The sequence below is a fragment of the Kamptonema animale CS-326 genome, from assembly GCF_028330895.1.
Lineage (GTDB): Bacteria > Cyanobacteriota > Cyanobacteriia > Cyanobacteriales > Microcoleaceae > Kamptonema > Kamptonema formosum.
In genome coordinates, this window is record NZ_JAQMUA010000270.1 from 14717 (window position 1) to 41480 (window position 26764).

Below are 26764 nucleotides of genomic sequence, written 5' to 3' on the forward strand. Positions count from 1 at the left end.
GTGGTTGAATTTGTACTTATTCATTCGGCGTATTTTCGGGTTTTTCTAACTCTTTCAATAGATTTTTATCGCTTATATGCCTATCTACAACCGGACTTTCTAAGTTTTCTTTTAATGTTTCTACCAATTCAGCAAGCTCATATTTTATGTCCCTAAGATGATTTACATATTCCTCAATACTTGTGGCTATCGTTTGCGATTGTAACTTGTTACTGTCAGTTTGATTATTCATAGTTTCTGCAACCCTAACAGTCAAAGTATCCATACTCTGATTAACCTGGTTCGTATAGTTATTGATAGTTTGTACTAAGTTTGTTAACTCAACTTGCACTTTGTCTAAACTATCTACTCTAACCACGACTCGTTTCTGTAGCTTGTCAAGAGTTGTGACAGCAGACTCAAAACTTTGAGATCCTTGCTGAAATTTGGGAATAATCTGACTAAGTGACTGTTGATTAATTTGATGCAATTCTAACACTTGTATTGAACTTTGATTAAGTCTACTAATTTCTGCTGTCATGTTTACCAACTCTTGACTAAAATCCTCAATTTGACTCAAGATATTGCCAAGAGATTGAACGCTATCAGCTAGACTTGATGAGGAATTAGAAAAGTTATTTTGAACATTAGCTAAATTAGTTGTAGCTAGTGACAATTTTTGGGGAAACTCATTTTTCTCAAAGGCTTTAGATACTTCGATAAATTTCCCAGCAGCTTCTTTCAATTCATTAGCACCTCTTGAGATTGAACCCGAAGCTTCAGCTAACCCCCCGTAAACTTGTTCGGCTAAATTAGCAGCCTTAAGGTTAGCTTCAATAATTTCTTGAATCTTATCTTTGAGAGCAGATTCTACACCCTCGCGGACAGTTTGACCAAATCTAGTTAAAAAGTTGTCAAAGGTATCTGCCATCCCTTTAACTACTTTATCAAGCCGAGTTTTCCCCTGTACTGTTGGCTGATAAACATTATCTAAATAATCTTCTAAAGAGCTAATTAACTGTGACTTAGCTAAACCTGTATTCCAAATTAGATTAACCACAGTCAAGGTGGAACTAAAAAATACTGCAATTAAACTGCTAATAAAGGCAATTCCCATCCCTTTCAGGGGTACTTGCAATTCATTAAGTAATAAATTAGTATCTTTACTTTCTTGAAGGGTTTGACTCAGACTAGATAAGTTAAGCGTAATTCCTAGAAAAGTTCCTAACAAACCAAAAGATAGCAACAGATTAGGCAAAATCCGACAAAAATAATCAACGCGATCGTAATTAAAGGATATTCCCAAAAACCTCAATTTTTGTTGACTATAAATCCCATCAATTAAAGCCGCTGAATTAACTTCTTCTAGGTACTCGCTAGCAGCTTTAAATCTACTTTCCAAGTCTTCTACAATTCTCGGTTTCGAGCCTGCTTGGTTATCCTTCAGCAGCAATCTTACTTCTTTTGTCTTTTGCACTAAATTGCCATAAAGACTAATTCGTTGAAGTGCAGCAAATAAAGCAGGTAAAATTACTAGCACTATAGTGGGAACAAGTAAGTATACTGGAAATAAATTCAACCATTCAAACATCAGTAAAGACACTCCAATATTAAGTTTTTTATAGAGCTGTGGCGGGGAAATCCCCGCCATTATCTAATAGGACTTACACACAAAAATGTATCTCTGTCATTACGAGCGAAGCGAAGTAATCGCCACCCTTTGTGTTTAGCTGATACGGCGTAAGTCCTGTATGAATCAAATCGGATATTTTTTCAAAATATCTTCCCGCAACTTTTCATACTCCTTATCGGTAACAATCCCATCATTGATATCCTGTTTCAACCGCTCCAATTCTTGCCGTCTCTTAGTACGATTATCGACAACATCAGTAGGTTCAACAACTATTTCTGGCTGGGTAACTTGCTGATAAGCACCGATTCCGCGAGGGGAAATATTAGGATTTAGCGAACTTTTAAATCGTTCCTCCATCTGTTTGCGAAAACGATTAATAATCCCTTCCTTAGCAGGTATTTCAGTAGTGGCTGGAACTCCAACCACTGTAGCTCTGTAAGGATAATTAGGACTATCTTCTGTCAAGTTATCTACCAGATTTACAAATTGCCGTAATTTCGGTAAATAATCTTTCTCCCAAAGAGCGGGATGTTTTTCAATCTGAGCAATTGCTCTCTCTAAAAACCCCTTTAAAGCATCAGTCATATCCCGCCGATTAGCCAATTCTTCGAGTGCTTGATTCCATACCGGACTAATCCCAGCAGTATAATAACAGTCACGTAAGTCGTCATAATACTGAAACTCTAACTGCTGAGTATCAGCATTTTTACCAATCAGATCGAACGCCAAACAAGGATAAAAAACATCCTCTAATTCCTCGATTTTCAGAGCATCAGGCGGAATAATATCAGTGAAGGTGATTCGGTAGTCGTTGTGCAGAAAAGAACTCTCCGAATTTCCTTCGCGAATGTAAGGATTTCGCATCTGTTCCAAACCGCTAATTAGTCTCAGTGGAAACCCCGCATACTCAGTCACAATTAAAATTTCATCCTCAGCTTGAGTAGGTTTCAAAACACTTTCAGCAATTCCCAAATCTCGTCCCAGAGTAATTTTAAACTGCTGCACTTCTGACTCGTCAGTATCCTTAAAACCCACCAAATCGCTTCTTTTCGCAGGACTATTCCGAAAGTAAGGATCGCTCAAATTTAAACGGAGCAGGGGTTCAGCTTGCTGTCTAATTTGTCCCAAACGAGTCGAACGATCCTGTATCGAATAATTTTGGATAAAACGCTTAATCACGGATTGCACAATCTGAGTGCTGCGAGAACCAAATAACCTATCAACGGTCAAATCAATTTCTTTTTGTAGTTGTATTTGAGTCGTCTTATCCATCAAATAAGCGATCGAATCTCCCACTACCGAAACTTGTGTAATTTCCTTACTTACTAACACCAACTGAGAGCGAAAATCTTGCTCTGGTAGCAAAGTTTTATAACACCCCTCAATATCCTCATTGTCAAAAATTGCCTCGCCACTCATCTCATCAAAATTCAATTGCCTTAAATCGCTTTCCTCCTTCTCATAGTCACTCTTTAAATTATCCGCTACGCGGTTAAAACCAGCTACTTGAGTTGCACGTTCTAAAACGTGCTTCTGCAAACTACCCACAATTTGCAAAGCTTCCTGAGTCACAGCTAAATCAAAATTGTGCTTAATTAAATCGCAAACTTCCCGCACAACCCTTTTAGCTTCAGCTTGCACTTGCCGATTTTTACTACCCACAATTGGCAACTCAAATCTCTGCTCAATATCCTCAATTATTTCCTCTGCATCGCGCCATTTCTTCTCCACATCTTCTAATTTACGATTTCCTCCAAAATTAGTAATCTCCTCCTCCAACTGACGTTGATAACTATTCAAATCAGTCTCCAAAGCATCCAACCAATCACGACCGCTTTTAATCGAAAACTTTACATTTCCCGGAGTCAATAAACTCGCCAAAAACTGATCGATGTCCTGCTTAAGCTGTTCTGTAATCGTCGGACGAATTTGTAACAATCTTGTCAGCCAAATTCCCCTCGTACTCTCAGTTTCTCCAGGCTGAGTTTTGCGAAACTGCTCTCTAAACTCTCGCGGTAATGTTTGCCTAATTCCAATCCGGTCATCCTTACTTTTACAATCATTAATTACTCGCTCTAACTTAGCATTTCTCCAAGTATTGAGGGTACTAACAAAAGTCTTGTTCGATTCTTGTACAGCTTCCGCTAATCTAGTAGTAAAACCATCCCGATTAGCTAAATCGCTATGCCAGCGATACTGAATTAAAAACTGTTCAAGTAACAATTGTGGATCTGGGCTTTGTCCCTCTCCATTTAACCAGAATGTTACTAATTTTAAACTAATTCGAGTCAAAGCAATTTGTACAATAATATCGCGGGGAAAATAAATCGCTGCCAGTCCGAAAGTTAAATACCGCTGAATATTCGGTCGCGGGTGGCCGTCCCACTGAATTAAATGCTGCAAGAAATTATCCCGCATTCCCTTAACTACAGGCGCTAATTCTCCTGAAAAATCCAGTGCAATTTTATGAGCAATTACATTACATAATTTGCGCTGTTCCAGAATCGAATACTCCCCCGCAGTTTGATTAGAAACTAAATAAGCATAGTCAAAAGGCGGCCGCGATTCCTGCACTAAAACTAAGTCTTGCATATCATAACAAGCCTCAAATTTAGTGCCGGGAGTGGTGTAATAATTCAGTTCCTTAAGTGCAGCATAAGTATTGGCACTCATGTTAGAAGTATTGCCGTATAACTGCGGACTAATCACCAAATAGCCCACAATTTGAGCCCCTTGTTCGCCATAAGCTTGTCTGAGGCTATAAGCAATATCTAAAAACATTCCGCTACCAGTTCCGCCGCACAGAGAACCTACGACGAAAATATTCAATCCGGGTTCAATTCTTAAGCCCGATTTTAGTAAAGTTGCTTCGTGTCCCCGCGTCCGTCTTTCTGCGGTTTCAACGGCGGTTTTAATCTTTTGATAATTGTGAAAAAAAGCTAATCTACCTACAGGTCTAATTCCTTTTGCTCCCTCTTCTACTGCTTTAATATTGCGTAGTAATTGGGGTGGAAACCAGCGAGCAATATGGTCGTAAGGCCCTTGCCGATCGTAGTTAGAACGTCGTTCTAAGCCTTGTACAAAGTTAGTTACTTCTGCTGATGTCATGGTCGCGCCTACTTTTTCAGAGTCGCGAAAACTGAGGTCAACACCATGATAGGTACTACCAGTTCGCAAACCCGATACTTGGGTTGCTGCTTTATCAGTATCAATATGAACAAAACTCACAATTGGCAACTGGTTTAAATCGCCATAGCGATCTACAATTAAGCGGCGAATTCGCATTAAAACATCTCTGCCCGTACCCCCTAAACCAATGCAAACAGTCCTGTTTATACCCCGCACTTGCCGATCGCTGCTTGTAGATTGAGTCATATTTATATCCCCGATCGTTTATTTTTTAACTTGAATTACAATCTCGTATTCTCTTTTTTTTGCATCGGGACAATTGAGCCTAATCCTGGTAGTATTAGTTATCAAAGTCCGCTCTATCACTTCTTTCCCATTCAAAAAAATAGCCGCCTCTCCAGTTGGTTCTAAATAAAGTTTCTCCCCCTTTCGTAATAAATAAGCTCTGACTTCTGGCCCTGGAGTATCAATTGAATCAGCACAGCTAGATTCGTACTCGCCAATTGCAATTCTTTGATTATTTCCCAGATAGCATACTTGGTCATCCTCTTTCGCTGTTGCCCTCAAATCTACAGCCAGAGTCCATTTCCTTTGCAGCCGCCAGAACTTGCTGCCCGTAACTACAACACCAGCCAAGGCAATTCCCGAAATTAACACAGGCAACCATAACTGATTCAATAAATAAGCAGAAACTAAACAAGTTTCTCGCCCTCCCGGTGCTGGTGTACAAAACTCTTGTACATTGGGAGAAATATCAACTACACTTAATTTATATTGCTTATTATCTTTAGTTTTAATGGCTAGCGATCGCTCCCGTAAAGGCAATACCTGAAGCCAACTTTGACGCTGTTGACTCGCTTCAGAATTCCCAATCCGAAACTGACTATCAGCAGGCGTTTCTACCCACTCCCCCGAACTCGCAGGCGACTGAGTAAATAAGGGTGCATCGCTAATCCAAACTACAGACTGAGGTTTAATTGGTTGATTCTGTGACAAATGACACTGATTAATATTTACCAGACCTTGATAAATAGTAAGTTCTGCCTGTTGAATATCTGTATTTTGAAAATTTAGATTAGACTGAAAAGGAATAGCTTGTAAAATTAGGTCGAGATCCTTCTTGCCATTAAATTTAATAGAAGTTTCTGGGAGCAAAGGATTGACATTAGCCGCCAGAGGATTTACTGTGGTTGCAAAAGGCACAACATAGACCGTATCTCCCGGCCGCAAACTATCCTCAACTATCTGACGCAAACGGATGCGACCCTCATCATTAAGGCCAACACTCTCCGTTAAATCAATTGCCAAAACTACATCGCGTCCGCCGTGAAGACGAGCAACCAATTCCATGCCCGTTTTTTGTAAAGGGGCAAGCGGTTGCCCTGGAGTAACTGCCTGACAAAACTCAGCCAAGAAAGTAGAACCCTAAACTTATTTGGAGTATTATACTACAAGAACTGTAAGAATAGAGCTAAGGACAGGTTTGCAAACTGTCCCTAAACTCCTCCATCATCTTTAAAATATCTCTGATATTAAAGTTGTAGTCAATAATTTTCTCTCTAAAAACTCAGGAAATACCCTATGAACCGCCCCACAGATTCCATTTCTGCCCACCAGATTAGCGAAATCGAACGCACCAACCTCAACACCGTAGAAGATTACACTTCCCTACAATCTCTTCCTGAAATTTGGCCAATTGCCAAACAGAGATTCTCTCAAGTAATTGCCCTTAATGACCCCCACTCTCAGCCCGAAGTCAAACTGACCTATGCTGAGTTGTACGAGCAAATTCAACAATTTGCTGCCGGCTTACAAGCATTAGGAATTGAGTCAACAGAAGAAGGAGATGTTCCCGATCGCATCGCCCTTTTTGCCGACAACAGTCCCCGCTGGATGATAGCCGATCAAGGGATAATGACCGCAGGAGCCGCCGATGTCGTGCGGGGTGCAGGCGCAGATCCCGAAGAACTACTATATATCCTCCAAGATAGCGGCAGCACAGCCCTGATAGTGGAAAACTCAGCACTATTGCGAAAACTGCGCGATCGCCTCCCCGACTTACCCATCCAATTCATCATCCTCCTCTCCGACGAAGAACCAGAAAAAAGTGAAACCCTCACAGTCATCAAATTTTCCGAAGTCATCGCCACAGGAGCCAATCGCCCCCTCAAACCCACCAATCACAAACGTCACACCCTAGCCACCCTACTCTACACCTCCGGCACCACAGGCAAGCCCAAAGGCGTTATCCTCACGCACGGCAACCTTTTACACCAAATCACCACCTTCGGCGTTATTCTTCAACCCCACCCAGGAGAATCCGCCCTCAGCATTCTTCCCAGTTGGCACGCCTACGAACGCACCGTTGAATACTACCTACTCTCCCAAGGATGCACTCAAATTTACACCAGCATCCGCTATTTTAAACAAGACTTTAAAACCTGTAAACCCCAATATATGGTCAGCGTTCCCCGCATTTGGGACTCAATTTATGAAGCCGCACAAAAGCAATTTCGCGAACAACCAGCCAACAAACAAAAGCTAGTAAACTTTCTCTTAGGAGCCAGCCTTAAGTACATACAATCTCGCCGCATTGCCCAAGATTTAACCCTCAATTTAGAACCCCCAACTCCCGCGCAAAAATTAACAGCTCAAATTAAAACTATTCTACTTTCGCCCCTCCATGCCATCGGCGAAAAACTAATTTATCAAAAAGTTCGCCAAGCTACAGGCGGACAATTCAAATGTGCGATCAGCGGCGGCGGTTCCTTAGCCATGCACTTAGATAACTTCTTTGAAATCACGGGTATCAACTTATTAGTAGGATACGGTTTAACCGAAACCTCCCCAGTGCTTACAGTCCGCCGTCCTTGGCATAATCTAAGGGGATCGGCAGGACAACCACTGCCAGAAACAGAAATCAAAATAGTTGACCCCGAAACTCGCAAACCACTTCCCATCGGACAAATCGGCCTAGTTTTAGGGCGGGGGCCGCAAATTATGAAAGGCTACTATTTAAACCCCCAAGCCACAGCTAAAGCAATAGATAAAGAAGGCTGGTTTGATACAGGAGATTTAGGCTGGATGACACCGGGGAACGATTTAATATTAACCGGTCGGGCAAAAGATACAATCGTACTTACAAACGGCGAAAACATCGAACCTCAGCCGATAGAAGATGCTAGCCTCCGCAGCGCCTACATCGATCAAATTATGCTAGTAGGTCAAGATCAAAAATTCCTGGGTGCATTAATCGTACCGAATCACGAAGCCTTACAGAAGTGGATAGCCAGTCTGAATCCCTCCCTACAGGAAATAGACTGGAATAGCAAGGCAGTTCAGGATTTATTCCGCCAAGAATTGAACCGAGAAGTGCAAAACCGCCCTGGATACCGCCCAGACGACCGCATCGGCTCCTTCCGTCTGATTCTGGAGCCGTTTTCAGTGGAAAATGGGATGCTGACCCAAACCCTGAAAATTAAGCGCCCTGTTGTAATGGAACACTACCGCGATATGATTAACGAGATGTTTAAGTAACAGCGGTCAGGGGAGTAGTCAAAACGATCTTCCCTTCCCCTTCTAAACAATTTCTAACTGGCAACTGACAACAAACACAATCAAAATCTTTATGGATGTCTCCAACAATCAATTACTCCTGAAACGAGCGATTAACGTTAAAGTCATCGTTACTCCCCGCTGGAAAGAAGAGGCTCAACAGCAACTTCAAGCCCAAATTAACCAAATAGATTCGCAACTTCAACAACTAGAAATGCAAGGGCAGCGGATGATTAGTGATATTCAACGGCAAAGTCTGCAACCACCTGGCCCGCAGGTAGTGCAGCAAATAGAGAACATTCAAGTGCAGGTAAATCAAAAGAAAAGCGAACTGCTAGATCAGAAAAATCAAAGCCTTCAACAACTCAACCAAGTGCAGATATTAGATCTCGAACAAGAAGTTGCCCAAGGTCAAATAGAAAGCATATTCAGCGTCAAGACGGGAGATAACTTAATTCAAAAAATGCAGGTAGAAGTGCTCCTGCGGGACGGTTTAGTTGAAGAAATTCGCGGGGATATTTAGAGGGCAATTCTGAGTAATTTGGTAATTGAGAATTTGGGAATTGGAAATTTACCGTCAGTCATTTGTGCATCGAAAATTGAAAATCGGCTGGCTGTTACCAATTCTCCCTTTTCACTTGCCTCGCCCTCACCCCATTACCTATTACCGATTTAGCCGTTGAGAAAGGATGTTTGAGAAATGATTCGCGAAGTGTTCATGCCCGCCCTAAGCTCTACTATGACCGAGGGCAAAATTGTTTCTTGGGTTAAATCGCCGGGAGACAAGGTAGAAAAAGGTGAAACGGTGGTTGTGGTTGAGTCTGACAAAGCCGACATGGATGTGGAGTCTTTCTACGAAGGCTTTTTGGCGACGATTATTGTGGCTGCTGGGGATGTTGCACCTGTTGGGGCGGCGATCGCTTTAGTCGCAGAAACCGAAGCGGAAATCGAAAAAGCTCAGCAGCAAGCTACTTCTGCACCCGCGAAAGCCGCCCCCGCCCCCGCCCAAAGTCCCGCCACTCCTGCGGCTGCTGTTGCTTCCGCACCCGCCGCGCTGCAAGAGAGCCCAAACCGCCGCAATGGGCGCAGCGTCGCCTCCCCCCGCGCTCGCAAGTTAGCCAAGGAACTTAAAGTTGATTTAAGTTCCCTGCAAGGTAGCGGGCCTCACGGTCGGATTGTGGCAGAGGATGTGGAAGCGGCCGCTGGTAAGGCGAAAGCGCCTGCTGTTCAGCAACCAGTAGCGATCGCTGCACCCGCCGCAGCGCCAGTACCAGCGAAACCAGCAGCAGCAGCGGCCCCTCCTGTGGGTGCGATCGCGCCTTTGGGTCAAGTAATGCCCATGAACGCCCTGCAAAACGCTGTAGTGCGGAATATGACCGCCAGCCTCTCCGTGCCTGTTTTCCATGTCGGTTATACAATTACTACTGACAATCTAGATAAACTCTACAAACAGGTGAAGTCAAAGGGCGTAACGATGACGGGGCTGTTAGCGAAAGCCGTAGCCGTAACGCTGCAAAAACATCCTTTACTCAACGCTTGCTATGTGGAATCGGGGATTCAATACCGCGCTGAGATTAATATTGCTGTCGCAGTAGCAATGGATGGCGGCGGATTGATTACTCCCGTCCTTCAAAAGGCGGATCAAATGGATATTTATTCGCTTTCTCGCAGTTGGAAAGATTTAGTCGATCGCGCTAGAAGTAAGCAATTGCAACCTGCGGAATATAGCACGGGCAGTTTTACCCTATCGAATTTAGGAATGTTTGGGGTAGATAAGTTTGATGCGATTTTACCACCCGGCCAGGGTTCGATTTTAGCGATCGGCTCTTCGCGGCCGCAAGTGGTTGCAAATGAAGAGGGATTAATCGGGGTGAAACGGCAAATGCAGGTAAATATTACTTGCGATCATCGGATTATTTACGGTGCTGATGCTGCCGCATTTTTGCAGGATTTGGCTAAGTTAATTGAGACAAATCCTCAATCTTTGACGCTGTAAAAAGTGGGAATTGGTAATGGGGAATTGGTAATGGGGAATTGGTAATTGGTAATGGCTAATAGCTAATAGCTAATAGCTAATAGCTAATTACCCATCTTCCCTATCTTCCCCATCTCCTCCATCTCCTCCATCTCCCCCTCTCTTTCCCTAGCCCCTAGCCCCTAGCCCCTAGCCCCTTCTTTACCTACAAAGATGCGTAATTATTAGGTATAATTAATTAAAATTAAAAATTGTGAGGGATTACGTCATGCAATCAGCTTTACACATAAAATCTAAAGTTTTACCAGGGAATAAGCTTGAGATTGATATTCCAGATGGGGCAGTTGGCGATAGTGTAGATGTATTCATTATTTTGCCACAAAAAACTGAACCTAAACAAGTTTCGGTTACAGAATTGCTGGAAAAAGTACACAGTCAGCGTGCGCCCAGAACTGCTGAGGAGATAGATAGAGAACTACAAGAGGAAAAAAATTCATGGGACAGCTAATACTGCCATCCTTTTCTACTATCTATGTAGACACATCAGTTTTAATTTATAGCTTGGAGGGAAATTTAGATTACATTTCTTTGCTGCAACCTCTCTGGTTGAAATTTCAAGCGGGGGAAATTGAAATAGTCAGCAGTGAATTAATATTAATGGAAGTTTTAGTCGCTCCTTTCAAAAGAGCTGAGAATTTTTTAGTCAATGCTTACGAACAACTGCTTTTTTCTACTAGAATGAGGCTAATTCCCATCAGCCAATCTGTACTCAGAAATGCGGCTCAAATGCGGGCAAGTAGCAATTTGAAAACACCTGATGCGCTTCATGCAGCTACAGCTTTGAGTATAAACTGTAGTGTATTTCTTACTAATGATAAAGGGTTTCGCAACGTTCCAAATTTACCTACTGTTATCCTTAGTGAAGTTTTGGCATCTTGAGCTATCCCTTATAACATTTCTCCAAATTAATGCAACAGTAGCAACAGTAGGTTGATTCTATGTAGTAAACTCAACGATGTGGACTGTAGCATACTTTTAGAGAAATCGTATTACTATCCCTTATATAATTCGGCGGTTGAAACCGCAACTACACAGACTAAGTCCGCCTGCGCGGACTAACAGATAAAGGGAGTATTTAAGCCAGATTTAGTATTAGCAGCAACTACCAATTACCAATTACCAATTACCATTTACCAATTACCAATTACCAATTACCAACTATCAACTATCAACTATCAATTCCCAAAACAATCTTACCAGTCATCGAGCCCGATTCGAGCAACTTATGAGCCGCTACAGCTTCTTCCAGAGGGAAAGTTTGACCTACATGAATTTTCAGTAAACTGTTATCTATCCAGCGAGAACACTGCTCTAAAATCTTAGCTTGCTGTATTTGTTCCTCTACTAATCCTTCTAACATTGGTGTTAGCATCAATTCCAAACTAATTCGCAGATTTCGCAACCTAGCTATCTTCAAATTTCCTAAAGCTGGATTGGGCTCCAAAATTGTCACCACATCTCCGTAAATCCGAACGCAGGGAAATGATTGATAAAAAGTTTCGTCACCTACCGTATCAAAAGCTAAGTCTACTCCTTGCCCTTGAGTCCAACCTAAAACTTCATCGACCACATCTTTATTTTTGTAAATAATCGGTAAGTCGGCACCCAATTCGGTAACAAAATTAGCTTTTTCTTCCGAACTAACCGTCGTGCAAACATCCGCACCTTGCAATTTTGCTAACTGGATAGCGACATGACCAACCCCGCCAGCACCGGCATAAATTAATGCCTTTTGACCAGTTTGTAAGCGTCCGCGATCGTAAAGTGATTCCCAAGCTGTGATTAAAACTAAAGGGGCAGCGGCCGCTTCAGCAAAGCTAATTGAAGATGGTTTTCTGGCAACAAACTTCTCGTCTATAACCACCAATTCCGTGTAAGTTCCAGTTGGGCCGCCCAAACCGCCATTACAGAAATAAACCTCATCTCCAACTTGGAAAAGTTGAACCCCAGCACCTACAGCTTCGACAACACCAGCACCGTCACACCCCAAAATGTGAGGAGTCTTGTCTTGTTTTAAAGTGCCTCGCTGTCGTAATTTAGTATCAATAGGATTGACACCCGCTGCCCGCAGCCGCACCAATAGTTCTGTATCTTTCTGAATAGTTGGGGCGGGAATGTCCACCATTTGCAGGACTTCCGGGCTTCCGGGTGTATCAAAAGCGATCGCTTTCATAAAATATTTTGGCAATTCTGACTTGGGATCTGCTGTTCGATTCGATCGATTTGCCGATCGTACCTCAAATCGGCGCAGTGCGACAATCAGATTCAATGCTTTTGCCCGTCCCCCTGCTGCTGGGACTAGCCGCTGGATTTCCAGGCTCCCTCGACTGTAGTGTGAGCAAATGCACATCAAACTCGTAAGTTGGGCCACTGCCAGACAGAAGCTTAATTGCTAAGGTGGTTGCACCATTTATTGCTTACGCCAAACTATCCGTAACGCCGCCTTCTAGGCAGTTATGCCACTCTAAGGGAAAACGGCATTACGTAAGTAACGCTTAAGTCCTAACTGAGTCAGTAGGACGGGATTAAAAAGAGGAACTTTGCATTAGTCACTGCTTCTTACTCATAACTTAGTTATTTTTAAATAGATTGGTTTTAGGTAACTGCTGTCATCAAGGTGCTGATCCATGTTCGAGCTCGACCCATTTCTATCCAATGGGATTCCTGCATACCTTCTGGGGTTGTTGGTGACTTTCGCGATCGCGTTAATAGCCTACACAAACAAAGGACTGCTAAAATCTACCACTGTTACAGTCGGAACTATTAGCGATCGCTCTTTTGCTATCGGCAATTTCTGGACAAGCGATCGTCTTCTACTTCCTCGACAACTTCCACCCTCAAAAACTTTAGCGGCTTGGCAGTGTAACAGTCAAGAGGAAAGCAGCGCTACAGGAAGCGACCTTGTGAAGACTGGGGCGCAGTCATTGTTAGCGCAGGAAATAGCGGCGGCAAGTCTCACCATTGAGGAGCAACAGCGCCTAGAAGCCGCACTCCGCACCAGCGAGGCAAAATACCGCGCTTTGAGCGAGCAAATTGCCGCTGTCACCTATATCGCTCCTCTGGAGCGTCCTAGTCATCGGCTCTACATCAGCTCACAAATTGTCAAACTATTGGGCTATTCTCTGGAGGAATGGAAGGCTTGCCCGAATCTACTATCTAAAATTCTCCATCCCGATGACCGCGATCGCCTCCTAGTAGAAGACGCAACCCGCCGCGCCGCCTCGGTAGACAAAGAAAGCATCAACGACCAATCGTTTACTGTAGAATATCGCGCGATCGCCAAAAGCGGTCGCGTACTGTGGTTTTGCGATCGCGCAGTCGCAGTCCGCGACGAGGAAAATCAGTCGATTTTCCTTCAAGGTTTGATGTTAGACATCACCGAGAGCAAAGTCACCGAAAGAGCATTACAAGAGAGCGAATATCGGTATTACACCTTAGCAAAAATGCTACCAGTGGGGATTTTTCGCACCGAAACCGCTGGCGAGTGCTTGTATGTCAACCCCAGATTTTGCGAGATGGCGGGGTTAACTCCCGCAGAGGCGCTCAAATCCGGCTGGGCGCGATCGCTACACCCCGACGATCGCGATCGCGTTTTAACTGCCTGGTATCGAGCGATTACAGAAAAAATGCCTTTCAAGCTGGAATACCGCTTCCAACAAGGCTCTCAGGTGACATGGGTATATTGTCAAGCGGTACCAGAAATAGAAAAAAACGGCGAAGTTACTGGCTATTTGGGTACTCTCACCGATATTACCGATCGCAAACAAGCAGAAGAAAGCTTAAAACGAGCTGAAGAGAAATATCGCAGCATCTTTGAGAATGCGATCGAAGGAATTTTTCAAAGTACCCCAGAGGGACGCTACCTCAGCGCCAACCCCGCCTTAGCCAAAATCTATGGCTACAACTCCCCAGAAGAATTAATCGAACAAATACAAGACATCAAAACCCAAGTTTACGTTAACCCCAGACGTAGAGCTGAATTCGTGCGCGAAGTTGAAACCAAGTGTTCTATATCTGAATTTGAGTCCGAGGTTTACTGCGCCGATGGTAGCACGATTTGGATTTCGGAGAATGCGCGGACTGTTCGCAACAACAACGGCGAATTGCTTTACTACGAAGGTACTGTCGAAGATATCACCGTTCGCAAACTGGCTGAGGAGAAATTACTCCATGATGCTCTCCACGATACTCTCACAGGTCTGCCTAACCGAGCTTTATTTATGGATCGGCTGGGACACGCGATCGAACTGGGTAAGCGACGGCCAGAGATTTTATTTGCCGTACTGTTTATCGACCTGGATCGCTTTAAAGTCGTCAACGACAGTTTAGGGCATTTAGTCGGCGACCAACTACTAATCGCGATCGCCCAGCGATTGAAAATCTGCCTGCGTACAGGAGATACTGTTGCCCGTCTTGGCGGAGATGAATTTGCAATTTTATTAGAGAATATCAAAGATGCTAGCGATGCCACCATCATTGCCGAGCGAGTCCAAAACGAACTAGCAGCACCTTTCAACTTAAACGCCCACAAGATATTTAGCAGCGCCAGCATTGGCATTGTCTGTTCCGGTTTAGCCCCACTCAGAGATGGCGAAGCTACCACCTTACCCCATGTTCAATGTCCAATTTTATACGATCGCCCCGAAGACTTGCTCAGAGATGCAGATGCTGCCATGTATCATGCCAAAGCACAGGGTAAAGCTCGCCATGAAGTATTCGACATGAGTATGCACACTCGTGCAGTCGCCCTGTTGGAACTAGAAAATGACCTGCGCCGCGCTGTCGAGCGTCAGGAATTTCAGTTGTATTATCAGCCTATAGTCTCTCTCGTAAACGGTAAGATTAGCGGTTTTGAGGTACTATTACGCTGGCAGCATCCCCAGCGTGGTTTAGTAACACCAGCAGAGTTTATCCGCGTAGCAGAAGAAACTCGCCTAATTGTACCCATTGGTTGGTGGATGCTCCGCTCAGCTTGCCGCCAAATGTACCAATGGCAACAAGACTTTCCCGCAGATCCACCTTTAACTATCAGCGTTAATCTTTCTAATCAACAATTTACACAGCCAGATTTGATCGACCAAATTAGAAAAATTTTACTAGAAACTGAACTCGATCCCCGCAGTTTAAAGCTAGAAATTACTGAAAGCGTGATTATGGACAATGCCGAATCAGCAGCAGCTTTGCTACTGCAATTGAGAGCTTTGGAAATTCAGTTATATATCGATGATTTTGGTACTGGCTATTCGTCGCTTTCTCGTCTGCACAGTTTCCCAACTGATGCTTTAAAAATTGACCGAGCTTTTGTCAGTAGGATGGCCGACGATGAAGGGAACGAAGCGATCGTACAGACAATATTGATTTTAGCCGGTCATTTAGGTATGGATGTAATTGCTGAAGGAGTCGAAACAGCAGAACAATTAGCTCAGCTTAGAGCATTACAATGTGAATACGGTCAAGGATATTTCTTCTCAAAACCAGTAGACTGTAATGCGGCGACGGTGCTAGTAGCAGCTCAACCTCAATGGTAAGAAGAAAGAAGAAGAAAGGAGAAAAAAGAATAGCGCTCTGTCCTAGAACCAATTGTAGATGATGCAGTAGTAGCGGGACTTAGAGAATTTTCGGGCGGAATTAAGGCTGTATTCCTCTCGGACAATACGCCTGACCTCACCCTCAAATTCCCTTGTCGGTAAGGGAATAGGGAGTAATCAGCAGATTAATGCAATATGAAAATTAGATACGTAACCGGTTATTGACAACAGCCAAATTTAGTATAAGATGCTTTTTAACCCACAATTGTCAAACAATACCATGACGATGACAGAACAACAATTTCTCGAACAACTCAACGGTACGATTGAGACGCACAACTTGCTTAAACATCCATTTTACCAAATGTGGAATGAAGGTAAACTATCCTTAGCAATGTTGCAAGAGTATGCACAGGAATATTACCTGCAAGTCCATAATTTCCCCACCTATGTCAGTGCAACTCACGCAGCCTGCGATGATATCAAAATTCGCCAAATGCTGCTAGAAAATCTGATTGAAGAGGAACGAGGTTCTACACATCACCCTGAATTGTGGTTGCGATTTGCTGAAGGTTTAGGTGTAGAGAGGGAAGCAGTTTTAGAACGCCAATACCTTGAAAAAACTCGTGAATCTGTCCGCATTCTCAAAGACTTAGCCCGCAGTGAAGAACCTGCTGTTGGTTTGGCTGCACTCTATGCTTATGAATCCCAAGTGCCTGAAGTTGCTACGACAAAAATAGCAGGTCTCAAGCAATTTTATGGCATTGATTCTGAAAATGCGCTTTCGTTTTTTACAGTCCACGAACAGGCTGATGAGTTTCACTCTCAGGCGACGCGGGAAGCACTTTTAGAACTTTGCCAGACAGAGGAACAAAAAGAAAAAGCGTTGTCAGCAGCATCAAATGCGGCTTGTGCTCTTAATTTACTTCTTGACGGGGTTTACGAAACCTACTGTCAGGATAAGTAGTTAATGGTTAGTGGTTGTACGTAACGCCGCCCTCTGGCGGTGAGTAACCGCCCAGAGGGCAGCGTTACGGATATTTATCCTCATCATTTTGGCGGTTGCTATATAACAGTTAACAGTTAACAGTTAACAATTAACTAAGTACAGCTTGTGTTGTTTGTTACTCACAATGAATAAGTGAGATATAGATAAATAAAACCGAAAAGCAAGCTGAACATTAGTCAAATCAAGGGTTTGCTAGCTAATACTCACAGAATATAATAAAAATTAGAAGATTAGCAAAAGCGAGATTCCTACCTTGACTACTCAGATTCCTCAAGACTTTGTGCAAGCAATAACAAAAGAACGCAGCGTGACTGATGCTGAGCTGGAGACGGTGTTTATGGCCTTGGACGGTCAGCCTACAGCCGCGATCGCAACTAAATTGGGTATCAGTGATATCGCCGTCCGCAAAAGACTCGGCGAGGTCTACAAAAAATTTAAAATCGGGGGGAATGGCCCTGGGAAGTTGGCAGAATTAAGGCATCAACTACTATTTTTATACCAAGCTGGTCAGGGTTCGGGGGATTTCATTCCGGCGGGTAGAGTAATGGCCTCGGCGGTAGCGATCGCTCACCATCATCAAGATTGGGGTGAGGCCCCCGACGTTTCGGTGTTCTACGGCCGCACTGAGGAATTAGCAGCCTTAAAGCAATGGATTTTATCAGATGGCTGTCGCTTGGTGGCACTGCTGGGTTTGGGAGGCACTGGCAAAACAACTCTGGCAGTGAAGGCGGCTAAACTTGTACAAGATGAGTTTGATTTTATCATTTGGCGATCGCTACGAGCCTGTCCATCTGTGCAAGACCTTTTAGCTAGCTTAATTTCCATTTTCTCTCCCCAGCAAAAAACAGATTTGCCACTAGATGTAAACGCCAGAATTTCCCGGTTAGTTGAATATTTCCGCAAGCATCGCTGTCTGCTGATTTTAGATGATTTCGAGATGGTTCTCAGCCCTGGAGAATTAGCTGGGCGCTATCGGCCCGGACTAGAAGGTTATCGAGAACTGATTGCGCGTCTAGGAGAAGTTAACCACAATAGCTGTTTAATGCTACTCAGTTCCGAAGAACCCACAGAACTTGCTTTAATTTCTGGAGAAAAAGTCAGGTCGCTAAAACCTTCAGTTTCCGAGGAAATTGCACGCGAAATCTTCACTGAAAAAGGCTTATCTGCTAAAGACAAAGAGTGGAAAGTTTTAATCAGTCGCTACGGAGGTAATCTCTTAGCTTTTAAAATTGTGGCAGCAACGATTCAAGATTTCTTTGAAGGTAATATTTCCAAATTTTTGGAGGCTACAGGGCTATTTATTGAAGATCATCTTACCAATTTGCTAACTCAGCAATTCGAGCGGCTGTCTCCTTCTGAAGCCGAGATTATTTACTGGCTTGCTATTACTCAAAATCCAGTTTCGCTAACGAAATTGCGAGATGATATTTTAGTTAAGTCATCTCTTTCTGATTTGCTGAAAAATCTCGAATCTTTAGGTCGGAGGTCGCTAATAGAAAAAACAAATGAAGGAGGAGAAATACTTTTTACGCTTCAGCCTTTGATTATGAAGTATGTAACTGAGGATTTAGTCGAGCAATTACGAAAGGAGATATTGGAAGCGGTTAAGATTCAGGGAACCGAAAAAATGCGGTTGTTAAAAACTCATTGTTTCGGTAAAGCAATAGTCAAAGGTAAAGGTGGAAAAAGTTATCCGACTCGTTCTATTCTCAGCATGGTTAAAAATCACTTGCAAGCTCTATTTATGCAAACTACAGGCTCTTCTGAAGCGCTAAATATTCTGGAAAAACTTGCATCAGATTTGCAAGATAAATCTCAGCTAGAAGTTGGATATGCTAGCGAAAATATGCGGAATATTCTTGCAGAAATGACAAGTTCTTAGTAAGAGGAGGCTGCGATTATCGTAACCCAGGACTTACGCATTAAACTACAGAAACCGGGTTTTTTGAGGAAAATACTTCACCTGACCCCACAGATGCTCTCAAAAACCAGGTTTCTAGGGCCATGAGCGTAAGTCCGATAGCCGCATTGGGATTGAATACGGATTGAGACAGATAAGTAAATCCACCTAATTAACCATAAGATAAGGATGGCTAAAAAGCTGACTGTATAAACATTCTTACTTCTCTGCTAGATAACTAAATTTTTCTACCTTCTACCTTCTACTTAAGAGTTGGTGTAGCGATCGCCCTCAGTTGCAACTACAGATCACACTCTCACCTTAAAATAATCACGCGCCTAGACGACAGCCCTCACATCAAGTCTCAGTATTTCCAATGATGATTGAAGGGTCGAATTTAAAATACTTCCATGTCTACCAATGTGACCTATACTTTAAATGCTATCCTTGCCAGCGCTAGCTGCAAAGGCGTTTTGACCCAGAGCGATCGCCGGATGTTAAAGGAAGCGATCGTCAGCTCCTCTTTTGATGAAGAAGCTCAGCAGTTAGTGAACAGATTGCTGCACGCTATCCGCCGGGGTTGGGTAAGATTAGGATTTTAGGCTCTGGGTTCAAAAATCGAGCGGATGCTTGCATAGAATCAATAGTTAACAACTTTTCCAAACTCAGCCCACAGGGATTAAGCGAAGCGAACCTTATTAAGAGAAATTTTTGCACCCAATTAAATGCGATCGCCTAAACACACGAGACTTAGAGGAGAACTAACTGACAAGAGTTGAGAGACAGCCAGTCTGAGTCCGCGCGGGACGACACTAGGTAAGTCATGATAGATTATAACGGTAAGAGGCTTGGTATGAGAAAGCATCCACAGTTGAGGCGACCTATAAAAAGTTCTTTTATCGTATAAATACTATAAGGCTTTTCAAAAAAAGGATGATTATAGCTATGCTGCATCAGCCCTGCCCTCGATTTCCTCTCACCGCTAAGCTGATTACAAAGCGGAACTCTCCAGGGAGGAAGAGAGATGAAACCTGAAGAGGGTAATGTGCTGGTTGTTGATGACAATGAAGTTAACCGCGACTTACTTGCTCGCCGCCTCCAGCGGCAGGGTCATAAAGTCCAAGTAGCGGAAGATGGCATCCTCGCTCTGGAGATGATGCGATCGCATCCTTTTGATTTGGTGCTTCTCGATATTATGATGCCCCAAATGAACGGCTATCAAGTGCTCGAACATTTGAAGGCGGATGATAAGTTGCGCTACATCCCCGTAATTATGATTTCGGCCGTAGACGATATCGACAGCATCGTGCGCTGCATTGAGTTGGGGGCGGAGGATTATCTTTCTAAGCCGTTTAATCCCGTGTTGCTGAAAGCTCGGATCAGTGCTTGTTTGGAGAAGAAGCGACTCCGAGATCAGGAACAGGCTTATTTGCAAAAGTTGGCTGACGAACAGGGAAAATCCGAGCGGTTGCTACTGAATATTTTGCCTTACGCGATCGCCGAGCGCTTGAAACGCGGAGAAAGCACGATTGCTGACAGTTTCGCTGACGTAACTGTGATGTTTGCTGATTTGGTCGGTTTTACAAAGCTTTCGGCTCATCTGTCGCCTGCGGAATTAGTAGAGTTGCTCAATGAGATTTTTTCAGCTTTTGACCAGTTGGCCGAGTTCTACGGGTTAGAAAAAATTAAGACTATTGGTGACGCTTATATGGTAGTAGGGGGTTTACCAACGCCTCAAGCGGATCATGCCGAGGCGATCGCAGAAATGGCCCTGGATATGCAGGCAAAAATTGCCCAAATGCCCGCTCAAGCCGGTCAACCCCTTAGTATCCGCATCGGCATTAACACCGGGCCAGTGGAAGCAGGAGTTATTGGTACTAAAAAGTTCACATACGATCTCTGGGGTGATACTGTAAATACTGCAAACCGTATGGAATCTCACGGTCTCCCCGGTGCAATTCAAGTGACGGTTGCTACTTATGAACGATTGTGCAATAAGTATATATTTGAGGAGCGCGGTACGATCCCGGTTAAAGGAAAAGGAGATATGACAACTTATCTACTGACTGGCAGAAAAAGTTAATGGCTAATGGCTAATGGCTAATGGCTAATGGCTAATTACTAATTACTAATTACAATTAAAAATGTAAAATGTAGGTTGTTCGGTGAAGCGTAGCATAACCTAAACAAGGCTTACGCGCCCAACCAAAGAAACCGGGTTTTTTACCAAAATACTTCGTTTTGACCCACAGATTATCTCAAAAGCCCTGTTTCTGGAGCCCCATAGTAAGTCCTAAATTAGCCATTAGCCATTAGCTATTAGCCATTACCAATTACCAATTACCTAATTACAAAATGACACCAAATTCCGATCTTCTAACTTACACCCAGTGGATGGGTATCCTTACAGCAGTTATTGCTGTTATTACAGTCCTAGCTTTTATTTTCAAATGGGGTTTTAGGTTTCGTTTGGTAGGCGTTACAAGCTTTATGGGCGTTCTTACCTTTGGTATATTTGCCCTCAGTTTAGCACTCTATACCCGCGCGGAAATTCCTGGGGCAGTTCGCTACACTTTAGTTTACGATACTGGGGGAGCACAAACGGTGATTGCTGTCTCACCAAACATAGGAGAATCTGAGTTAGAAGCTACTATGCAACAAGCGGCGGGGGATTTATATTCTTTCGGTCGTGGGGGACGGGGAAAAGACCAGATGATCATCCGGGTTCGCACCATATTACATCCAAAATCTGGGGTTTCAGTACCGCTATATTTGGGTGAAGTCAGGCGATCGCTTAGTGCGCGAGAAGATGAGAAAATGGCGATCGATATTTTTCCCGATAGCATTGCCCGCTTGAAAGCTTCTCAAGCTTAAATTTGGGTAATTGTTAATGGTTAACGGTTAACTGTTAACTGTTAACTGTTAACTGAGCGATCGATCGACCATTTCATATACCCTGAAATAGTTGTCATTGCGAGCGTAGCGAAGCAATCTCAACACTCTGCGCTTGTACCCCTTAGCTCGTAATAGATAAACGAATTTCCAGATATATAGATATCCGGCTGATTTTGGAAGTAAATCTCTAGAGCTTCTACGCTGTTCATTAATTTTACTCAAAACTAATTAATAGATTACATCACAACTTACCAGTTAACAGTTAACAGTTAACAGTTAACAGTTAACAGCTAACTGTCAGCAATTCAAGCAATATCAGGAGGAAGATTGCTAAACTTAGATTTAGGGGCTGACTGCTGATGGTGATATTGTTGCAGGTATGCACCAATTAAATTTTGTACTTGCGATCGCGTTACCTCACTTCCGGCTTCCAGATGACCCGAAGTTTCAAAGAATACAATGCTGTCAATAGTCTCTAAAGCTAGCATCTGAAATAAAATATGGGTTACGGGCATAGATACTGCCCGAATCCGAGGATCTAAGGGTGTTGAGGAAGCTAAAGCATCCTTGGAAGTAGGGAAAGCGTAAATTACCCGTTTCTCCAAAGTAGGTTGGGTACGATTACTTAAAGTAGTCACGGCCCAACTGCCATCAAGGGTTTGCAGAATGTAATATTGGAGATGGTGCAACTCTTGAGCTAGCAATTTCAGAGCAGGCGCGATCGCTTCTACAATCTGAGGTGTAGTACCATCAGGGCTGGCTTCGTTAATCAGTGTTTGAATTTGTTGGTCTAAATCCATCAGTCAATTTTAGATTTGGGATTGGGAATTGGGCTTACAGAGGGCTTACAGAGCAGTGCGAGTTCGTATCAAAATCTGCAATACCTACCATTATCCTCTAATCTAAATTCCAAAATCTAAAATAGCACGGATGTGCTAGGGTCAATATTAGCTATCAACAATCATGCGGGAAATCTGCCAGAGCGTGGAAAAAATCTTTCAACTGCTGTTGGACGAACTCCAAAAGTCCACTCGTGCTTCTGAGCAGAATTGCCGGGAAGTAGCAGAGCGTTTAACAGCAGAAGTTACTCGAATTTGCACGGAAAGCAAGCGAATTCAAGCTTCCGGCGAGGTGGAGCATTGGGCAATAACTCTCGCTCAGCACCGCTTACAGCAGTGTCTCCAGTATTATCAGTTAGGTTCTGGCCCTGGGCGGGTAGAATTGCACAGTACCTTAAGTGCGATCGTCTACCGCTACATTACTCCTCCACAGGTGCAGTCGAGCTATCAAGCGCGGCTGGAGTTAATTAAAGACTTTTTGCAGGGATTTTACCTGGAAGCTTTAAATGCTTTCCGGCGAGAGGCCCAACTGCCAGCGACTTATAGCCCTCGAACTAGGTTAGAGTTGGCAGAATATATGGCTTTCGCGGAAAGGTTTGGCAAGCGACGGATTCCTTTATCACGCGGTAGGAGCCAACAACTGATCGTACTGCGATCGCAAACCTTTTCCCAACAGCAACCCCACGAAACCTCCGTAGATATGGAGCAGGCCGCTGACGGTGCGGCTCAAGAATCTGATTCTACCTGGAACGATGCAACAGTGACGCGGGTGCGGGAGGCGATGGTAGGTGGCAACTCAACTGATGAGTCAGACTCCCTACGGCAGGCTGTAATTGAAGAATTGATGACCTATTTGGAAGAGCGCAACCAAAAAGACTGCGCTGACTACTTCGCCCTGCGTTTGCAAGATTTGCCCACTAATGAAATTGAGGCAATCTTAGGTTTAACTCCGCGTCAGAGAGACTATTTACAGCAACGGTTTAAATACCACTTGCTCAGATTTGCCCTCTCCCATAGGTGGGAGTTAGTCCACCAATGGTTAGAATCTGACTTAGAAAAGAATTTGGGGTTAATACCGCAGCAATGGGATAGTTTTCTGTTACAAATTGGCTCAGAGCAAGAGAGTTTGCTAAGGTTAAAGCAACAGGGTATGTCAGATTCTGCGATCGCGCAAACCCTCGGTAGCACGGTGGCCCAGGTACAGAAGCGATGGTTTAAGTTACTAGAGCTTGCCTGGGAAATACGCAATCGTTCAGGTTCCGGAGAAGGGGCATCTACTGATGAATAACAGAACGAATAAGAATGAAGACGCTTTCGAGGGTCAGTTTCTCAACTGGCTACTCGAAAAGCCAAAGGCAAGCGGTTCTTCAGAGGAAGAGGAAAACCTCAACCTGCCGATTGATTTAGAAGATATTAATAGGGTGGAATATTTAGAGTGGGATGAACCAGAACCACTTGATGATGAAGAGATTGACTTTCTCTATCCAGAAAGCCAAGCACTTAAATTGGGAGAAATACCGACCGTGCAAGACCGTTTTCAAACATTATTGAAAGAGCGGCTGAAAGCCGAAATCCTACGCAATCCGCCGCTGTTCCCTTGGGAAACACAAGCTAAAGACTACGAATATGATTATCCAGACGGTGCTGCTGATGAATGGGTTCCCCCCTTGCACTTGTGGAGTGCTCAATTGCAAAATCTCAAGTGGGGGAAATTTCCAATTCCTCTAACTGAGAAGGTTTTTGCTCAATTGCTAGAACCTTGTCAGGAAATCGTATTATCGGGATTGCGAGAAGGGGCAAAAATGGTACAGGCTGTAGAAAAAGCTCTGTTTCCCCAACAGTATGACACTCTTAATGATTTGACGCGCTTAGTTTTATTAGGTTCTGTGCGCTGTTTTTCTGATGTCGATCGACTCCCCCGCTATGAAGAGGCTACGCCAGAACAACAGATGGTGTTGTCGCTATTAGCAGCGCGGGAAATTATGGGTTCTCTAACTTTAACTTGTCCGCTAAATCAGCCGCCAATTGAACGGCAATGGCTGACGGGTGCGGGTGTGTTGACTCTTCTTGCTGAATATCAATCTGTAGAGAGGCAAAGTAGAGCTTCTATTAGAGTTGAGTGCCAATTACCTGCTGGGGGAAGTGTGGAACTCAAAGCAGGGGAAGCATTAGCAGCAGCCCATCGGCCTAATTCTGGCTATTTGAGTGTGGAATTGTTTGAGCTTCAAGCTAATAAGACTTACCCGTTAACAGTTAGGTTTCAAAATCAAGAACATAAACCTCTGAAGTTTGCTGTTTATCCGACTTTGGGGGTTAATAATTAAGTCTGGATATATTGGCTTGATGATGAGTAATGGGTAATTGGTAATGGGTAATTGGTAATTGGTAATGGATAATTACCAAATTCTCCTCCCCAGTATCTTTGCGTCTTATTCTGATTAGATTTTGATGCGATTACAACAGTTGTTTGTTGTGAATATTTGTGCTGCCCATGTCGTAGAGCCAGAATTTCTGGCAGTCTCCGAGGTGGGTAGTCGCATTGGTCTGGTTTTAGCTAGACACGGCAATTTTTAGATGATTCTTGATAGGTTGAGTTTGAGAGATTGATTGATAATTGGGAATTGTTAGGCCATCCAAAGTAGTTTTAAGATGTGCGCTTCGGAGATAACTGTTATAAGTTTGGAAAGTTTAGCGGAGATTGAAGTTATAACTGAGTTTGTAGAGGGCTGAGTACGCAAACAGGAGTTGGCGATGGCACGGGATGAGGCATATCGGAAAGCCGAACAACGCATAGAAGCAGCACGGCTAGAGGAAGCAACAGAACTTGCTCTTGAGAATATGGGACTGACTGAGGTGCCAGAGGCGATCTCAGCCCTCACCCAGTTGCAATGGCTTAACCTCGACAAGAACGAATTAACAGAAGTGCCAGAAGCGATCACAGCCCTCACCCAGTTGCAATGGCTTTTCCTCAACGACAACGAATTGACAGAAGTACCAGAGGCGATCGCAGCCCTCACTCAGTTGCAATGGCTTTTCCTTGAAAGCAACCAATTGACGGAACTACCAGAGGCGATCGCTTCCCTCACCCAGTTGCAAGATATTGACCTCTCCAATAACCAATTGAGGGAACTGCCAGAGGCGATTTCAGCCCTCACCCAGTTGCAATGGCTTAACCTCGACGAGAATGAATTGAGGGAATTGCCAGAGGCGATCGCATCCCTAACCCAGTTGCAAGCGCTTGACCTCTACAACAACCAATTGAGGGAACTGCCAGAGGCGATCTCAGCCCTCACCCAGTTGCAATCGCTTAACCTCAACAACAACCCTCTCAACCCCGACCTCGCTGCTGCCTACGAACAAGGCATTGAAGCAGTGATGCAATATCTACGGGCAAAAAAAGAAGGAGAGGTGACACTGAATGAAGCCAAGCTAATTTTGGTCGGTGAGGGGGCAGTGGGTAAAAGTTGTGTGTTAGGGGCGTTACGAGGGGATGAATGGGTAGAAAATCGCCCCACTACTCACGGAATTGAGATTAAGCGTGTCATTGTCACCAATTCAGCTAACGGCACAGAAATCATACTGAATGGCTGGGATTTTGGTGGACAGCGGGTGTATCGTCCTACGCATCAGTTATTTTTCAGTGCGCCTGCGGTGTATCTGGTAGTTTGGAAGCCGCGAGAAGGGCCACAGCAGGGCTTTGTCAAAGAATGGATTACCTTGATCAAACACCGGGAACCAGATGCTAAGGTGCTGGTAGTGGCAACGCATGGCGGCCCCGGACAACGACAGCCTGATATTGACCGCCAAGAACTAATTGACCTATTTGGTAGCGATACCGTTGTTGGTTTCTTCCATGTCGATAGTAAACCCAATCAGGAAAATCATTTCTGCACGGGAATTGCGGAATTACGAGAAGCAATTACTAAAATTGCAGCCGCTTTACCAGAAATGGGGCGATCCGTTCCGGCAAAATGGCAACGAGTACGGGAAACTTTGCAAACCAAAGACAAGCCTTATTTGCCATATAAAGAGGTAATTAGCCTTTGTACTGCCCAAGGAATTGATGAACAGCAGGCAGAATTATTCATCCAGATTTCTCACAGACTTGGGCATTTAACTCATGGCTCTTTCGGCATCCTGTGGTAAAATGTATCAGATACTACATTTTACTAGGTTGCGAGCAATGGATCTTCACTTAGATATTTTATTAAATTTACCGAATGTAAGTGTTTTTACTTGTTATGATCGAGAAGGATTCAAGA

General features: G+C 43.9%; 20 protein-coding genes. 15 read left to right on the forward strand and 5 right to left on the reverse strand.

Translation table 11 applies throughout. The annotated features are described in order from the left end of the window. Window positions 1-16: 16 nt before the first annotated feature. From PN499_RS15580 to PN499_RS15590, 3 genes are all read right to left on the reverse strand, one after another. Window positions 17-1630 carry a synaptonemal complex protein 1 gene (locus PN499_RS15580; RefSeq protein ID WP_272032905.1) on the reverse strand — a complete coding sequence of 538 codons (1614 nt, stop codon included), beginning with the start codon at window positions 1628-1630 and terminating at the stop codon, window positions 17-19. 105 nt (window positions 1631-1735) lie between these two features. After that, a complete protein-coding gene (locus PN499_RS15585) occupies window positions 1736-4987 on the reverse strand; it encodes a tubulin-like doman-containing protein (RefSeq protein ID WP_272032906.1) in 3252 nt (1083 codons plus the stop codon). Between the two features lie 18 nt (window positions 4988-5005). Further along, a complete protein-coding gene (locus PN499_RS15590) occupies window positions 5006-6091 on the reverse strand; it encodes a VWA domain-containing protein (RefSeq protein WP_272032908.1) in 1086 nt (361 codons plus the stop codon). A 231-nt stretch (window positions 6092-6322) separates the two neighbouring features. Here PN499_RS15590 and PN499_RS15595 point away from each other — a divergent pair, with 231 nt between their 5' ends. The 5 genes from PN499_RS15595 (at window position 6323) to PN499_RS15615 (ending at window position 11210) form a co-directional block, all read left to right on the forward strand. Then, the gene (locus tag PN499_RS15595; RefSeq protein ID WP_272032910.1) at window positions 6323-8278 is read left to right on the forward strand and encodes a long-chain fatty acid--CoA ligase; all 1956 of its coding nucleotides are present in this window, start codon (window positions 6323-6325) and stop codon (window positions 8276-8278) included. Window positions 8279-8369: 91 nt separating this feature from the next. Further along, window positions 8370-8819 (forward strand): YlqD family protein, encoded by a 450-nt coding sequence (locus PN499_RS15600; RefSeq protein WP_007357265.1) that lies wholly within the window; start codon window positions 8370-8372, stop codon window positions 8817-8819. 177 nt (window positions 8820-8996) lie between these two features. Next, window positions 8997-10292, forward strand: a complete 1296-nt coding sequence (locus PN499_RS15605; RefSeq protein ID WP_272032913.1) for a dihydrolipoamide acetyltransferase family protein — start codon at window positions 8997-8999, stop codon at window positions 10290-10292. 247 nt (window positions 10293-10539) lie between these two features. Further along, window positions 10540-10779, forward strand: a complete 240-nt coding sequence (locus tag PN499_RS15610; protein ID WP_272032915.1) for a hypothetical protein — start codon at window positions 10540-10542, stop codon at window positions 10777-10779. Beyond that, window positions 10767-11210 carry a type II toxin-antitoxin system VapC family toxin gene (locus PN499_RS15615; protein WP_272032917.1) on the forward strand — a complete coding sequence of 148 codons (444 nt, stop codon included), beginning with the start codon at window positions 10767-10769 and terminating at the stop codon, window positions 11208-11210. Before PN499_RS15610 ends, PN499_RS15615 begins: the two co-directional genes overlap by 13 nt. A 289-nt stretch (window positions 11211-11499) precedes the next feature. Here the strand turns inward: PN499_RS15615 and PN499_RS15620 are convergent, their stop codons facing one another. Beyond that, entirely contained in the window at window positions 11500-12504 is a 1005-nt protein-coding gene (locus PN499_RS15620; protein WP_272032938.1) for a zinc-dependent alcohol dehydrogenase family protein, read from the reverse strand. A 454-nt stretch (window positions 12505-12958) separates the two neighbouring features. On the opposite strand from PN499_RS15620, the gene PN499_RS15625 reads away from it, so the two are divergent. The 6 genes from PN499_RS15625 (at window position 12959) to PN499_RS15650 (ending at window position 21642) form a co-directional block, all read left to right on the forward strand. Continuing rightward, window positions 12959-15859, forward strand: coding sequence for a sensor domain-containing protein (locus PN499_RS15625; protein ID WP_272032919.1), 2901 nt, complete (start codon window positions 12959-12961; stop codon window positions 15857-15859). A gap of 286 nt (window positions 15860-16145) precedes the next feature. Further along, entirely contained in the window at window positions 16146-16826 is a 681-nt protein-coding gene (locus PN499_RS15630; protein ID WP_272032940.1) for a CADD family putative folate metabolism protein, read from the forward strand. A gap of 295 nt (window positions 16827-17121) precedes the next feature. Continuing rightward, a complete protein-coding gene (locus PN499_RS15635; RefSeq protein ID WP_272032920.1) occupies window positions 17122-18750 on the forward strand; it encodes an NB-ARC domain-containing protein in 1629 nt (542 codons plus the stop codon). A 428-nt stretch (window positions 18751-19178) separates the two neighbouring features. Then, window positions 19179-19370, forward strand: coding sequence for a hypothetical protein (locus PN499_RS15640; protein WP_007355152.1), 192 nt, complete (start codon window positions 19179-19181; stop codon window positions 19368-19370). Window positions 19371-19792: 422 nt separating this feature from the next. After that, entirely contained in the window at window positions 19793-20851 is a 1059-nt protein-coding gene (locus PN499_RS15645) for an adenylate/guanylate cyclase domain-containing protein (RefSeq protein ID WP_272032922.1), read from the forward strand. 272 nt (window positions 20852-21123) lie between these two features. Continuing rightward, on the forward strand, window positions 21124-21642 hold the full coding sequence (locus PN499_RS15650; protein WP_272032924.1) for a Ycf51 family protein: 519 nt from the start codon (window positions 21124-21126) through the stop codon (window positions 21640-21642). 326 nt (window positions 21643-21968) lie between these two features. Here the strand turns inward: PN499_RS15650 and PN499_RS15655 are convergent, their stop codons facing one another. Continuing rightward, the gene (locus PN499_RS15655) at window positions 21969-22463 is read right to left on the reverse strand and encodes a hypothetical protein (RefSeq protein WP_272032926.1); all 495 of its coding nucleotides are present in this window, start codon (window positions 22461-22463) and stop codon (window positions 21969-21971) included. Between the two features lie 163 nt (window positions 22464-22626). Between PN499_RS15655 and hetZ the strand changes: the two genes are divergently transcribed. From hetZ to PN499_RS15675, 4 genes are all read left to right on the forward strand, one after another. Continuing rightward, window positions 22627-23790 carry a heterocyst differentiation protein HetZ gene (gene hetZ / locus PN499_RS15660; protein WP_272032929.1) on the forward strand — a complete coding sequence of 388 codons (1164 nt, stop codon included), beginning with the start codon at window positions 22627-22629 and terminating at the stop codon, window positions 23788-23790. Then, window positions 23783-24826: a hypothetical protein gene (locus tag PN499_RS15665; RefSeq protein WP_272032931.1), complete on the forward strand. Its 1044-nt coding sequence runs from the start codon at window positions 23783-23785 to the stop codon at window positions 24824-24826. The genes hetZ and PN499_RS15665 overlap by 8 nt, the downstream gene beginning before the upstream one ends. Before the next feature lie 121 nt (window positions 24827-24947). Further along, window positions 24948-25076: a hypothetical protein gene (locus tag PN499_RS15670; protein ID WP_272032933.1), complete on the forward strand. Its 129-nt coding sequence runs from the start codon at window positions 24948-24950 to the stop codon at window positions 25074-25076. A 177-nt stretch (window positions 25077-25253) separates the two neighbouring features. Beyond that, window positions 25254-26648, forward strand: coding sequence for a leucine-rich repeat domain-containing protein (locus PN499_RS15675; RefSeq protein WP_272032935.1), 1395 nt, complete (start codon window positions 25254-25256; stop codon window positions 26646-26648). Window positions 26649-26764 lie beyond the last annotated feature (116 nt).

Bases quoted from the DNA above. Each gene is read 5' to 3' on its own strand.
- PN499_RS15580 (WP_272032905.1), bottom strand. From the start codon at position 1,630: ATGGCGGGGATTTCCCCGCCACAGCTCTATAAAAAACTTAATATTGGA.
- PN499_RS15585 (WP_272032906.1), bottom strand. From the start codon at position 4,987: ATGACTCAATCTACAAGCAGCGATCGGCAAGTGCGGGGTATAAACAGG.
- PN499_RS15590 (WP_272032908.1), bottom strand. From the start codon at position 6,091: ATGGAATTGGTTGCTCGTCTTCACGGCGGACGCGATGTAGTTTTGGCA.
- PN499_RS15595 (WP_272032910.1), top strand. From the start codon at position 6,323: ATGAACCGCCCCACAGATTCCATTTCTGCCCACCAGATTAGCGAAATC.
- PN499_RS15600 (WP_007357265.1), top strand. From the start codon at position 8,370: ATGGATGTCTCCAACAATCAATTACTCCTGAAACGAGCGATTAACGTT.
- PN499_RS15605 (WP_272032913.1), top strand. From the start codon at position 8,997: ATGATTCGCGAAGTGTTCATGCCCGCCCTAAGCTCTACTATGACCGAG.
- PN499_RS15610 (WP_272032915.1), top strand. From the start codon at position 10,540: ATGCAATCAGCTTTACACATAAAATCTAAAGTTTTACCAGGGAATAAG.
- PN499_RS15615 (WP_272032917.1), top strand. From the start codon at position 10,767: ATGGGACAGCTAATACTGCCATCCTTTTCTACTATCTATGTAGACACA.
- PN499_RS15620 (WP_272032938.1), bottom strand. From the start codon at position 12,504: ATGAAAGCGATCGCTTTTGATACACCCGGAAGCCCGGAAGTCCTGCAA.
- PN499_RS15625 (WP_272032919.1), top strand. From the start codon at position 12,959: ATGTTCGAGCTCGACCCATTTCTATCCAATGGGATTCCTGCATACCTT.
- PN499_RS15630 (WP_272032940.1), top strand. From the start codon at position 16,146: ATGACAGAACAACAATTTCTCGAACAACTCAACGGTACGATTGAGACG.
- PN499_RS15640 (WP_007355152.1), top strand. From the start codon at position 19,179: ATGTCTACCAATGTGACCTATACTTTAAATGCTATCCTTGCCAGCGCT.
- PN499_RS15645 (WP_272032922.1), top strand. From the start codon at position 19,793: ATGAAACCTGAAGAGGGTAATGTGCTGGTTGTTGATGACAATGAAGTT.
- PN499_RS15650 (WP_272032924.1), top strand. From the start codon at position 21,124: ATGACACCAAATTCCGATCTTCTAACTTACACCCAGTGGATGGGTATC.
- PN499_RS15655 (WP_272032926.1), bottom strand. From the start codon at position 22,463: ATGGATTTAGACCAACAAATTCAAACACTGATTAACGAAGCCAGCCCT.
- hetZ (WP_272032929.1), top strand. From the start codon at position 22,627: ATGCGGGAAATCTGCCAGAGCGTGGAAAAAATCTTTCAACTGCTGTTG.
- PN499_RS15665 (WP_272032931.1), top strand. From the start codon at position 23,783: ATGAATAACAGAACGAATAAGAATGAAGACGCTTTCGAGGGTCAGTTT.
- PN499_RS15675 (WP_272032935.1), top strand. From the start codon at position 25,254: ATGGCACGGGATGAGGCATATCGGAAAGCCGAACAACGCATAGAAGCA.